The organism is Salipiger abyssi, assembly GCF_017311415.1.
Classification (GTDB): domain Bacteria; phylum Pseudomonadota; class Alphaproteobacteria; order Rhodobacterales; family Rhodobacteraceae; genus Salipiger; species Salipiger abyssi_A.
Map to the genome: position 1 here is coordinate 108,684 of NZ_JAEKIS010000015.1, position 12,402 is coordinate 121,085.

Below are 12,402 nucleotides of genomic sequence, written 5' to 3' on the forward strand. Positions count from 1 at the left end.
CCTAGCCCTCCAGGATCATGCCAGCAGCCGCAGGGCGAGGCGCCGGACCGGCAGAATGGCGGTGATGACGGCGCCGATGGCGGCGCAGATCGCGCAGAAATAGCCCAGCGGCGCGACCGGGATCGCCAGCGTCGAGGTCGAGCCGCCATAGCCGCCGATCTGCGCCGCATAGATCCAGAGCCGCCAGCTCACCACGCCAAGCACCGCCGCGCTGAACAGCCCGGTGAGTGCCAGCCGCAGCGGCTCGACCGCAGAGGGCAGTTTTTCGGTGAGCAGATCGACGGTGACGTGGTTCTCGCTCAGCGACACCGCGCCCAGCCCGAGAAAGATCACCGCCGCGAGCAGGATCTCGGTCAGTTCCGCCGCGCCCTTCACCGGTGCGCTGAACACGTAGCGCCCGATCACGTCGCAGACGGTCAGCCCCATCATGATCGTGAGCATCAGCCCGCCGGCCACGGCCAGCGCCGTGCCGGCGCGGCCAAGCACCCGGGCGGGGGGCAGTCGCCGGCGCGCCGCCTCCTGCCCGGTTTCGTCCATCAGCACCGGCTGCTTCATTCCCCGGCGCTTTCCGCGGCGATCTCCTTGAGCAGCATCTCATAGGCCGCCTGTCCGTCGACGCCGCGTTCCGAGACCTCGGCGATCTTCGCCTCGATGATCGGTGCCAGCGTCTCTTTCCACGCGGCCATCTGTTCCTCGGTGGCGGGGGTTACCGCGATCTCGCCCTCCATCGCGGCGAGGCCCTTGGCGTCGACATCGTCCCACATCTTGCCGGCCATGCGCGCCAGCGCCTCTCCGGTCACGCTGTCGATCTGGGCCTGCTGCTCCGGCGTCAGGCTTTCGAATTTCGCCTTGTTCATCGCGATGTAAAAGGCGGTGTTGTAGAGCCCGCCGGGCACCGAGACCCCCACGGAGAGCTGGGGGATCAGCTTGAAGAAGGCGACGGATTCATAGGGAAAGAGGATGCCGTCCGCGACGCCCTGGCTCAGCAGCTCATAGGCTTTCGACGACGGGCCCTCGACCGGCACAGCGCCCAGTTCCGAGGCGACTTCGTGTACGATGCCGCCGCCCACGCGCAGCTTCTTGCCGTCGAGCAGATCGACCGCGCCGGCATCGCCGTCCTTCAGAAAGATCTCGCCGGGGCCATGGGTGAAGACGGCAAGCATCTTCACATCGTCATATTCGCCGGCATCCTTGAACATCGCCTCCCAGACGCGCTGATAGGCAACCGAGGTCGCCTCGGCGCTGTCGCCGATGAAGGGGATTTCGGCGATATTGGTTGTCTTGAAGCGGCCGGGCGTATAGCCCTGCACGCCGAAGGTGATGTCGGCCACGCCGTTGACCGCGAAATCGTAATGCGCGGCGGGCGGGCCGAGCGGCGCGGGCAGGATATTGGCGCTGACCTCGCCGCCGGTGGCCTCGGCGATCTGCTCGGTCAGCGGCACGATCACGTCCGAGACCAGCGGATGCGAGGGCGGCAGCCAGTTGGCCACGGTGAGCACGGTTTCCGCCTGCACCGCGCCGGCAAAGAGCGCCGCCGCGGCGGCCATGGACGCAATATTTCGAATTTTCACGTTCATTTTCATATTCCCCATTGGAGTTTATTGGTGTTATGACGCCCGCGCGGGCGCTTTGCGCTCAAAAGCTTGTCCGGCAAGCTGTTTATCTTATTTGTATTTTTGCAGGATAGTCTGCCCCACCGACAGCGGATGCAAGACAAGAAATGACCGAAGACACAACGACCGATACGCAGGCCAGCCAGGGCCATTTTCGTGAAACATGGCCCTATTTCTGGATCAACCGGGCGAATGTCTACTACACTCTGGCGCTGGAAAAGCGGCTCAAGCCCATCGGTATCGATGCACCGCGCTGGCGGGTGCTGATGTCGCTTTTCGAGCAGGATTACATGTCGGTGTCCGAGATCGCGGAGTTCTCCAACGTCAAGCTCAACACCACCACCAAGGTTGTGCAGCGGATGATCGGCGACGGGCTGGTTGAAACCCGTGTGCGCCCGACCGACGGCCGCGTGACCGAGGTGCGGCTGACCGAAAAGGGCGATACGCTGCGCGCGCAGGCGCTGGTGGAGGCGGACAGGATCCGCGACGAGAGCTTTTATCACGTTTCGCCCGCCGAGCTGGAGACGCTCAACGGCATCCTGCGCAAGATCAGCGCCGATCTGGCCAGGATGATCTGAGCGCCGGACATGCATCACACCGGCCCCGCCATCAGGGCGCGGTGATCGCGACAGGCCCGGTGCGTCTGCGGCAGATCCATTCCCATCCCCTATATATCCAGCACCAGTTTCGGGCCCTTGGCGCGCGAGCAACAGACGCACATGATGTCGCCGTCCTCGCGCTCCTCCTCGGTCAGGAACTGGTCGCGGTGGTCGATCTCGCCTTCCAGCACATCGGTGAGGCAGGTGCCGCAGACGCCTTCCTCGCATTTCACCTCGACCGCGATTCCGGCTTTCGCCAGCGCCTTCACGATGGTGTCGTCGGGGCCGACGCTGATGGTCAGCCCGCTCTGCGCGCATTCGACCTCGAACCCGTCGCCGCCCAGCTCCACGTCCGCCGAGAAATACTCGCGATGGATGTTCGCGCTGGCATGGCCGGCCTCCTGCGCCGCGGCGATCAACCAGTCCATATAGCCCTGCGGCCCGCAGATATAGACATGCGTGCCCGGCGCCGGTGCCGGCAGGTCGCGCGCCGGATCGAGCCGCTGCGCCGCGCCGGCGTCGTCGAAATGAAACACCACCCGGTCGGCGAAACCGCAGCCCTCCAGCGCGTCGAGAAAGGCGGTGACACCCTCGGACCGGGTGCAGTAATGCAGGGTGAAGTCGCGCCCCAGCGCGTGCAGGCGCCGCGCCATGGCAATCATCGGCGTGACCCCGATGCCGCCGCCGAACAGCACTGTCCTGTCGGCGCTTTCCTCCAGCCGGAAATGATTGCGCGGCCCTTCGGTGGCGAAGACGGCGCCGACCTGCGCGCTGTTGTGCAGCGCCGCCGAGCCGCCCCGGCTCGCCGGATCCTTCAACACGCCGATCTCGTAAAAACCGCTTTCGGCGGGATCGGAGCAGAGGGAATACTGCCGCCAGAGACCGGGCCCGGGCAGGTAGATATCGAGATGCGCACCTGCCTCGAAGGGCGCCAGCGATCCCGGCCCGTCGGGTACGAAACGGATGCGGGCGATCTCGCCGCGGTCGTCGATCCGCGCGCTGACCCGGAGTTTCTGAGCGGTCTCGGTCATATCTATCTCACATAAAGCCCGCCATTGACGTCCCAGCAGGCGCCGTTGACAAAAGCGGCCTCGGGGCTCGCCAGCATCACCACCATCTGCGCGACGAAATCGGGATCGCCGAGGCGCTTCACCGGGATAGTCTCGATCATCGCCCCGAGCTTGTCACCGACGACCTCGCGCACCATGGGCGTATCCATCGGCCCCGGCGCAATCGCGTTGCAGGTGATGCCGAAAGGGGCAAGATCGCGGGCGAACACCTTGGTCAGGGTCAGGATCGCGCCCTTGGACGCGGCATAATGCGCACCGGTGGCAGTGCCGCCGTTCTGCCCGGCGAGCGAGGCCATGTTGATCAGCCGGCCATAGCCGCGCTCCTTGAAATGGCGACCGAAGATCTGGCAGCCCGCGAAGGTGCCGCCGGCATTGGTGGCCACGATCTCGTTGAAGGTCGCGGGGTCGATTTCCATCAGCGCCTGCGCCTCGGTGCGGGCGGCGTTGTTCACCAGAATCTCGACCGAGCCCCAGCGCGATACGCATTTCTCCAGCACCGCCTGGAAGTCCTCGGGCTTCGAGACATCCAGTGTCGCGGTCATCGCGGTCTCGCCCGCGAGGTCCAGCTCGGAGGCGAGCGCCGCCGCCTCTGCGCCGGGGGCGATATCGGTGATAATCACGCGATAGCCCGCCCGATGCAGCGCCCGCACCACATGTGCGCCGAAACCGCGCGCGCCGCCGGTGATCACCGCCGTCTGGATTTTTTCGGGCAAGGGTGCCGCCATCAGAACAGATAGCTGAACGAATTCAGCATCCCGTCGGAATTCAGCAGGCGGACGATCTTGCGGTGCAGCTTGAAGCCATCGTCGGCGACTTTCAGCGTGTAAAACGCATTGCCCGCCCAGGTGCGCTGGCGGCCGAACTTGTCCTCGATGAGATGCTCGGCGCAGGACACCTCTATCAGGTCGCCCCCGGCGGCCTCGATGCGGAATCGCGAGAGGGTGCGCACGGTGTCGGCGGGCGGCGCCGAGGAGATCGAGAAGCCGCGCTGAAAGCGACCGATCCGGTCGCGGCGCATCTTTGCGTTGTCATAGCAGAGGTTGAGCTGGTTGGCATAATCCTCGCCCTCGCCGATGGGCAGGATGTAAAGCCCGTCCCCGGTCCAGAGGTCGAGCCAGGCATCGTAATCCTTGGCATCGAGCATGGCGCCCTCGGCCCAGATGAATTCGGTGACGTCGGCCAGCAGGGCGCGGCTGTCGATCTTGCTCATCTCGGTCATTGCGACATCATCCTCTTCCACATCTTGTAGGCGGCGCGCATGCCCGTTTCCGCCGAGATATGCCCGCGCGGGCCGGCCTCGCCGGGTTCCTCGTCGACGAGGCCGCGATTGACGAGGATCGGCAGGCTGTCGCCGCCGCGGGTGCCGCGCTGCACCCGTTCCCAGACCTCGGCATCGTCGGGCGAGCCAAAGCCCATCGGGCCCTGGAAATGCTCGTGCAGCCGCAGCCGGGCCTGATTGGCCGCCGCCGGGCCGCCATCCATGCCGATGGCGATGTGGCGGATATCGGTGCGGTCCACCGCGATCGGGGTCAGCACGCGGAAGAAGGCGAGCGAGAAGGACACGTTGGGGAACAGGTTCAGGTTGAACCCGGCGCCGCTGACCGCACGCACGATCTTTTTCACCTGCTCCTCGGGATAGCCCTCGTCACGCAGCTCCTGCGCCAGCTCGGCGAAGCGATCCGGAATCGGTGCGTCGAGATTTTCGTCGAGATCCATAAGCTCGGGGATCATTGTCATGACCGAATGGCCATTGCCCAGATCCTCGACGTAACCCACACCCTTGTCGAGAAAGTCGAACATGTCCTCGGTGGCGCCATCCAGCGTCTGCATGAAGCTCTTGTGTACGACGGGGAAGTGATAGGCGTCGGTGGTGTTCTCAAGCTGCACCTTCCAGTTCATTGGCACCGCGAACTGATGCTCGCCCAGCACCTTCACCGGAAAGCCGCCGCCCTGTTTCATGAAAAGGTCGATATAGCGGCGGACCTGCGGGCCGAGGAAATCCTCCAGCGGCTCGATCTCTTCGTTGAAGCTGGCAAAGACCATGCCGTTATAGGCCTCGGTGCGCAGCTTCAGCAGCCCGTGCTGCGATTTGTCGAAATCGTCGCCATACTGTTCCGGGTAAGGCACCGCGCGCAGCGAGCCGTCGAGCGCGTAGCCCCAGCCGTGATAGGGGCACTGGAAGGACGAGGTCTTGCCCTTCTTGACCTCGCAGACGGTGGCGGCGCGGTGGCGGCAGCGGTTCACCATGCAGTGGATCTTGCCCTTGCGGTCGCGCACCACGATCACCGGTTCCTGACCGACCTGGCTCAGCTTGAACGACCCCTTGTCGGGAAACTCGCTTTCATGCGCGACCCAGACCCAGGTGGTCTTGAAGATCTTCTCCATCTCCTCGTCGAAGAGCGCGGGATCCTCGTACATCAAGGTGGCGACCAGGGCGTTCTCTTCATCGTAGAGCGCGTCGAGATCGCTGAATTTCGGCGTGTCGAGCGACATGTCGGCTCCTTTCGGTTTGGCGCGGGCGGCGGCCCCGCGGGGACAGTCAGAGTTGCGGAATTTCCAGCGCGCGGCCCATGCGCGCCTCGACGGTCATGTATTTCCACAGCCGGTCGTTGCCCTCGCCCACCACGATGGTGCGCAGCAGGTTGCAGGCGGCCTGCACCGCCTCGCGTGAGGGGAAATCGGCCATGATGTACCAGGTGTAGGGAAAGCCGACCGAGGCGCCGACAAAGGTCTGGTCGTCGTCGAAAGTGCCGACGATCTCGACCCCTTCCATCTGGTCGATGCCGGCCATCAGCTCTTGCGTGGCTTTCCAGACCGGGCCGATCTGGTCGAAGGGCAGGCTGAAGAACGCCGCGTGGTTGTTGAAGCACAGCAGGGTGCGGATCGGGGTCTTTTCGCTCATCTCGGGTGTCCTCATCGGGAAAATCTCTGGGCTCGGACGCGGCGCGTCAGGGGTAGCCGGGCGGGGTGGGCTGGTCGAAAAACGCCGCCCCCGCCGAGGTCCAGGTGCCTTCGCCCATAAAGGCGTGCTGCGCGACGCAGGCGGCATCCACCATGCAGCGGCCCAGGGTGTGACCGGTCGCCATGACCCCGGAACCGCCGATGACAAAGGCGATCCGCGCCGCCTCGGCACCGTCGCGCGCGGCCTTGCTGGCGACCAGGCGCAGGCGGACTTTCATGTCCGGCGACACGTCGCCGGTGCGCTTCAGCTCCTCCCAGGCCGCTTCGATCGTGTCGTAGAAGGCCGCCCGCGCGCCCATCAGCAGGCCCTGCGCCTTGGCGAATTCCGCCTGCACATAGGGCCGGGCGCCGGCGCTCGGCGCGCCGGTGATCGAGCCGCGCTTGCTGGTCTCGGCGACGAGATAGTCGAGCGCCTCGCGCGCGGCCCCAAGCGCCACCACCGCCAGCACCTGTGCCGCCAGCGCCATCGCCGGAAAGCGGAACGCGATGTCGTCCATGCTGGGGGCGCCGCCGCGGATCAGGGTCCACTCCGGCGCCACGGTCACATCCTCGACCACCATGTCATGCGAGCCGGTGCCGGCGAGGCCGATGGTGTTCCAGGTGTCCTCGACCCGTACCGCCGCGCGCGGCATCACCGCCATGCGCGGCAGCGGGGTCTTTTCGCCCGCGACCTTGATGCCGCAGCCGACGACAGAGGCGCCCATCACACCCGAGCACCACGACCAGCGCCCGCTGACCCGCACCCCGCCCGTGACGGTTTCGGCGGGCTGCGGCGGGAATATCGCGCCGGCAAAGACCGTGTCGGGGTCGGCGCCGTAGATCGCCGCGTAGGTCTCCGGCGGCAGCGCCGCGAGATAGGTGGCGGAGACGCCGAAGCTGGCCACCCAACCGGTGGAGGCGTCGGCGGCGGAGATGTCCTCGATCAGACGGCAAAACTCGGCCGGGGTCTTTTCGTCGCCGCCGAAACGGGCCGGCACAAAGGCGCGGTACACGCCGATGCGTTGCAGCTTGGCCACCATGTCCTGCGGCACATAACGCAGCGCGGTGAACTCGGCCCGGCGGGCGCGGATCTCGTCGAGCACGGAGATATAGAGCGCATCGCCGGCCTGCTCCGCGGCCAGTTTCGACAGATAGGTCATCGGCTTTGGTCCTTTGACTGAAACAGGGGGAGGCTGGCGACCAGCCACTCCGCGATGGCGCAGAGCCGGGCATCCTCGCCCTTGCGCCCGACAAGCTGAAGCCCGATGGGCAGGCCGGAGGCGCTCAGCGCCGGAAGGGTGAGCGCCGGGTGGCCGCTGAGGTTGAAGGGGCGCAGGAAGCGGGTCAGCGGCAGGATGCTCTGCGGATCCCGCGCCGCCTCCAGCGTCGGCGGCACTACGGGCAGGGCAGGGGTGATCAGAGCATCGTAGCGCTCCAGCAGCGCATCGACCTCGGCGGTGAAGCGGCGGCGGACCGCTTCGGCCTCGGCAAGCTGCGCATCGGTGACCTGGTGCGCGGCGGTGAGGCGGGCGCGGATATCGGTGCCGAGCGGTGCGCCGGTGTCGAGCAGATCTCCAAAGGCGGTGACGGTCTCGCGCGAGATCACCGTCATGCCGGCGGCGAAGGCTGCCTCGAGATGCGGCAGCTTTTCGTGCGGTAGGTCGGTCAGCGCCGCGTCCAGCGGGCCGCTCACTTCCGGGGCGGCCTCTGCGTCGATGCGCGTGAGTTTCGGCGCGCTATCGAGCGAGGCGCGCGCAAAGCCCGGGTCCATCGCCGCCATCGCGGTTTGCAGCATGCCCATGTCGCGGGCGAAGGCGCCGACGCAATCGAGCGTGCTGTCGCGTGGAAGGAGACCCCGCCGGCTGATCCGCCCGAAACTCGGCTTGATGCCGAAGACACCGCAGCATGTGGCCGGCTGGCGCACTGATCCGCCGGTATCGGTGCCCACAGCGAAGTCGCACAGCCCCGCCGCCACCGCGACGGCGGAGCCCGAGGAGGAGCCGCCGGGAATGCGGTCGGGCCAGCGCGGATTGACCGGTGTGCCAAAGAACGCGTTGACCCCGGTCATGCCAAAGGCGAGTTCATGCATCCGCGCCTTGCCGGTGATGTGGCATCCCGCCGCCAGCAGCGCCTCGACCACCGTCGCATGGGCTGCGGCAGGCGGCGCCTCTGCAAACGCCTCCGATCCGCAGGCAGTCACCGTGCCGGCGATGTCGATGCAGTCCTTGACGACCACGTCCGGCCCCGTCCCACCCAGCGAAAGGCGGCGGACCAGCGCGGTCTCGGCGGCGGTGTGAATGGTCATTCTGCAATCCCGGTTGGTGAGGCCGCGGCCGTCTTTCGCGACCATTTACAGTAACATTCACGTATAAAAATGACCGGTCAAGGAAAATATGAAAAACAGTTATCGGTTTCGGTTGCAGCTTGCGTAGAGGGCAATACGGTAATGTTATCGCTTTAAATCCTAGCAAACCCCCTCGAAACACGCTCATTTCCTGCGCAGCGCGAAATCACGGATGCCCGGCCACGGCAAAGAGCCACCCCGGAGACGATCCAGGGTGGCGGGGGATACGGAGGAGGAGAGTCGGGAGCGGGGCTCAGTCCGGACGGTCGGGCGCGTTCGGCGTGGAAGAGAACGCCGCCTCGCCGATGCCGAGGCGCGGCGCTGCGCGGTCGAGCACCAGCTCGCTGCGCGAGAACGCGATGGGCGTGCGCAGCCCGGGCAGACCTTCGGGCGTGATGGTCATGCCGCGCGCCGCGATTTGTGCATCGCTCAGCGCCTCGGCCACGGTGTTGATCGGACCGCCGGGGACGCCGGCTTTTTCCAGCCCGGCGATGAGATCGGCTTTGGTACGTTGCGCGGTCTTTTCCGCCAGCATGGCGCACAGCGCCTCGCGATGTGCCACCCGCGCCGGGTTGGTGGCATAATGCGGATCCTCCGCCAGCCCGTCGAGCCCCAGCTCGGCGCAGAGTGCGCGGAACTGACGGTCATTGCCGCAGGCCACGATGAGATGCCCGTCGGAGGCGGGAAAGACCTGATAGGGCACGATATTCGGATGCGCATTGCCCAGCCGTTTGGGGGTGATGCCGCCGAGCAGGAAATTGGTCGCCTGATTGGCCAGCACGCCGACGCCGCAATCGAGCAGCGACAGGTCCACATGCTGGCCCTTGCCCGAGCGCGCCCGCTCGGCCAGCGCCGCCTGCACGCCGATGACGCCGTAAAGCCCGGTGAAGATGTCGATCCAGGCGACGCCGATCTTTTGCGGCTCGCCCTCGGGCTCGCCGGTCAGATCCATGATCCCGCACATGCCCTGGATCAGGAAATCGTATCCCGGCTGCCGCGCCCGCGGGCCGGTCTGGCCGAAGCCGGTGACCGAGGCATAGACCAGCCCCGGATTCAGCGCCGAGAGCGTCTCGTAATCGAGCCCGAACTTCTTCAGCCCGCCGACCTTGAAATTCTCCACCACCACATCCGCCTCGGCGATCAGCGCCTTGAGCCGGGCGAGATCCTCGGGGTTCGAGAAATCGCAGGTGACCGAGCTCTTGCCGCGATTGGCGGCGTGGAAATAGGCCGCCACCGTCTCGGTGCCGCCGTCGGGCAGAGGCCGTTCGAGAAAGGGCGGACCCCAGCGGCGCGTGTCGTCGCCCTCGGGCGCCTCGATCTTGATCACCTCGGCGCCGAGATCGGCCAGCGTCTGGCCGATCCACGGGCCGGCGAGGATGCGCGCCAGCTCGACGACCTTCAGGCCCTTGTAGGGTGCGTCACTGGACATGCGCCGGGCTTACGCAAAGGCCTGGATATCGGTGATCGCGCGGCCGAGGATCAGCGCGTGCACATCGTGGGTGCCCTCGTAGGTGTTGACCGTTTCGAGGTTCTGCGAATGGCGGATGACGTGATACTCGATCTGGATGCCGTTGCCGCCATGCATGTCGCGCGCCTGCCGGGCGATATCCAGCGCCTTGCCGCAATTGTTGCGCTTGACCAGCGAGATCATCTCGGGGGCAAAGCGCCCCTCGTCAAAAAGCCGCCCGACCCGCAGCGCACCCTGAAGGCCGAGCGCGATCTCGGTCTCCATATCCGCGAGCTTCTTCTGGTAGAGCTGCGTCGCGGCGAGCGGGCGGTTGAACTGCTTGCGGTCGAGCCCGTATTGCCGGGCGCGGAAAAAGCAATCCTCGGCGGCGCCCATCACGCCCCAGGCGATGCCGTAGCGGGCGCGGTTGAGACAGCCGAACGGGCCGCCCATGCCCTGCACGCCGGGCAGCAGCGCCTCTTCGCCGACCTCGACATTGTCCAGAACGATCTCGCCGGTGATCGAGGCGCGCAGGCTGAGCTTGCCGCCGATCTTGGGCGCCGTCAGGCCCTTCATGCCCTTCTCCAGCACAAAGCCGCGCACCTTGCCGTCATGCGCCTCGGATTTCGCCCAGACCACGAAGACATCGGCGATCGGGCTGTTGGAGATCCACATCTTGGAGCCGATCAGGCGATAGCCGCCCTCGGTCTTGATGGCGCGGGTCTTCATGCCGCCGGGATCGGAGCCGGCATCGGGTTCGGTCAGGCCGAAGCAGCCGATCCATTCGCCGCTGGCGAGCTTGGGCAGGTATTTGCGCTTTTGCTCCTCCGAGCCATAGGCCTGGATCGGGAACATCACCAGCGAGGACTGCACTGACATCATCGAGCGATAGCCGCTGTCGACGCGCTCGACCTCGCGCGCCACGAGTCCGTAGGACACGTAAGAGGCGCCGGCGCCGCCATATTCCTCGGGCACGGTTACCCCCAGCAGCCCCGCAGCCCCCATCTCGCGGAAGATCTCGGGATCGGTCTTTTCATCGAGATAGGCCTCTTCGACCCGGGTCAGCAGCCGGTCGCTGGCAAAGGCGTTGGCGGCGTCGCGGATCATCCGCTCGTCTTCGGTGAGCTGGTCGTCGAGCAGGAACGGGTCCGCCCAGTTGAACGGGATACCTTTGTACGAGGTCGACGACATGGGGAGTCCTCCGGAGATCGTGTCTGTGGCTTTCATGTATTCCCTGCGCTGATATCAGTGTATAGCCCCGGAAAACAGCGGTATTCCCGCATCAAAACATTCAGGAACGGAATGGATATGCGGCCAAGGCGCTTTCTGCCCTCGATCAAGCTGCTGCTCGCCTTCGATGCGGTCGTGCGCCACGGCTCGGTCACCGCCGCCGCCGAGGAGCTGAGCCTGACGCAGAGCACGGTCAGCCGGCTGATCCTGTCGCTGGAAGAGCAGCTCGGGCGCGAGCTGTTCCTGCGCCAGCGCCGGCGGCTGATCCCCAACGCCGCCGCGCTCAGCTATCAGCGCGACGTGGCCCGCGCGCTCGACATGGTGCAGCGCGCCAGCATGGCGGTGGTCGCCAACCCCGAGGGTGGCACGCTGTCGCTGGCGGTGCTGCCGACCTTTGCCACCCGCTGGCTGGGGCCGCGTCTGGGCGATTTCCTGAAACGCCATCCGGGCATCGCGCTCAACATGTCGACACGGATCGCGCGGTTCGACTTTGAGGTCGAGATCTTCGACGCGGCGATCTATTTCGGCGCGGCGGACTGGCCGGGGGCGAACCATCTCAAGCTTTTCGACGAGCGCGCGACGGCCTGCGTCTCGCCGGGCTTTGCGGCGGTGCACCGGCTGGAGCGCGTGGACGATCTGCGCGATCTGCCGATGCTGCATCTGGAATCCCGCCCGAATGCCTGGGCCGACTGGTTCGAGGGTCAGGGCGGCGCACCCTGTCAGGGCGGCGGCATGCTGATGGATCAGTTTTCCATGATGATCCAGGCGGCGATTTCCGGGCTCGGCGTGGCGCTGCTGCCGGATTACCTCGCGCAGATCGAGATCGCCGAGGGCCGGCTGGTGCCGGTGTTGCGCCAGGCGGTGCCGATCCGGGGCGCATATTGGCTGGTCTGGCCCGACGCCAAGACCGAGGCCGCACCGCTGGTGGCGTTCCGCTCATGGCTGGCGACGGAAAGCCGTACTGTCGGTGGTGCGGTCGACCTGGCCGGGCGATCCGTTATTTAACATAATGTTCATTACGGGACTCCCGGGCGCATAAAGGGCACATTCTAAACTGGGTTGCGACAAATCCCCTATCTTGCTGGAAAGCAAGGAGAACGGACGATGGCGCACAAAGAGCTGGATCTGCGTGAGCGGCGCAGGATCGAAGACATGCTGA

At 66.0% G+C, this 12,402-nt stretch carries 13 protein-coding genes; 2 read left to right on the forward strand and 11 right to left on the reverse strand.

All coding sequences use genetic code 11. The features are described 5' to 3' along the window. Nucleotides 1–15: 15 nt before the first annotated feature. Nucleotides 16–555: a TRAP transporter small permease gene (locus tag I6N89_RS18780; RefSeq protein ID WP_236016719.1), complete on the reverse strand. Its 540-nt coding sequence runs from the start codon at nt 553–555 to the stop codon at nt 16–18. After that, nucleotides 552–1,577: a TRAP transporter substrate-binding protein gene (locus tag I6N89_RS18785; RefSeq protein ID WP_207020045.1), complete on the reverse strand. Its 1,026-nt coding sequence runs from the start codon at nt 1,575–1,577 to the stop codon at nt 552–554. Before I6N89_RS18785 ends, I6N89_RS18780 begins: the two co-directional genes overlap by 4 nt. Before the next feature lie 143 nt (nt 1,578–1,720). Here I6N89_RS18785 and I6N89_RS18790 point away from each other — a divergent pair, with 143 nt between their 5' ends. After that, a complete protein-coding gene (locus I6N89_RS18790) occupies nt 1,721–2,191 on the forward strand; it encodes a MarR family winged helix-turn-helix transcriptional regulator (RefSeq protein WP_207020046.1) in 471 nt (156 codons plus the stop codon). An 89-nt stretch (nt 2,192–2,280) separates the two neighbouring features. Here the strand turns inward: I6N89_RS18790 and I6N89_RS18795 are convergent, their stop codons facing one another. The 9 genes from I6N89_RS18795 to I6N89_RS18835 form a co-directional block, all read right to left on the reverse strand. Then, nucleotides 2,281–3,243: a PDR/VanB family oxidoreductase gene (locus I6N89_RS18795; protein ID WP_207020047.1), complete on the reverse strand. Its 963-nt coding sequence runs from the start codon at nt 3,241–3,243 to the stop codon at nt 2,281–2,283. A gap of 2 nt (nt 3,244–3,245) precedes the next feature. Continuing rightward, the gene (locus I6N89_RS18800; protein ID WP_236016720.1) at nt 3,246–3,995 is read right to left on the reverse strand and encodes an SDR family NAD(P)-dependent oxidoreductase; all 750 of its coding nucleotides are present in this window, start codon (nt 3,993–3,995) and stop codon (nt 3,246–3,248) included. An 11-nt stretch (nt 3,996–4,006) separates the two neighbouring features. Next, complete coding sequence (locus I6N89_RS18805) at nt 4,007–4,501, reverse strand: aromatic-ring-hydroxylating dioxygenase subunit beta (protein WP_207020049.1); 495 nt, start codon at nt 4,499–4,501, stop codon at nt 4,007–4,009. Next, nucleotides 4,498–5,775 (reverse strand): aromatic ring-hydroxylating oxygenase subunit alpha, encoded by a 1,278-nt coding sequence (locus I6N89_RS18810; RefSeq protein ID WP_207020050.1) that lies wholly within the window; start codon nt 5,773–5,775, stop codon nt 4,498–4,500. Before I6N89_RS18810 ends, I6N89_RS18805 begins: the two co-directional genes overlap by 4 nt. Nucleotides 5,776–5,821: 46 nt before the next feature. Beyond that, on the reverse strand, nt 5,822–6,184 hold the full coding sequence (locus tag I6N89_RS18815; protein WP_207020051.1) for a hypothetical protein: 363 nt from the start codon (nt 6,182–6,184) through the stop codon (nt 5,822–5,824). 46 nt (nt 6,185–6,230) lie between these two features. Further along, entirely contained in the window at nt 6,231–7,382 is a 1,152-nt protein-coding gene (locus I6N89_RS18820) for an acyl-CoA dehydrogenase family protein (protein ID WP_207020052.1), read from the reverse strand. Continuing rightward, complete coding sequence (locus I6N89_RS18825) at nt 7,379–8,527, reverse strand: amidase (protein ID WP_207020053.1); 1,149 nt, start codon at nt 8,525–8,527, stop codon at nt 7,379–7,381. The genes I6N89_RS18820 and I6N89_RS18825 overlap by 4 nt, the downstream gene beginning before the upstream one ends. 292 nt (nt 8,528–8,819) lie before the next feature. Continuing rightward, entirely contained in the window at nt 8,820–9,995 is a 1,176-nt protein-coding gene (locus I6N89_RS18830; protein WP_207020054.1) for a CaiB/BaiF CoA transferase family protein, read from the reverse strand. Nucleotides 9,996–10,004: 9 nt separating this feature from the next. Beyond that, entirely contained in the window at nt 10,005–11,204 is a 1,200-nt protein-coding gene (locus I6N89_RS18835; protein ID WP_207020055.1) for an acyl-CoA dehydrogenase, read from the reverse strand. A gap of 117 nt (nt 11,205–11,321) precedes the next feature. Here I6N89_RS18835 and I6N89_RS18840 point away from each other — a divergent pair, with 117 nt between their 5' ends. Further along, a complete protein-coding gene (locus I6N89_RS18840; RefSeq protein WP_207020059.1) occupies nt 11,322–12,248 on the forward strand; it encodes a LysR family transcriptional regulator in 927 nt (308 codons plus the stop codon). Nucleotides 12,249–12,402: the final 154 nt, after the last annotated feature.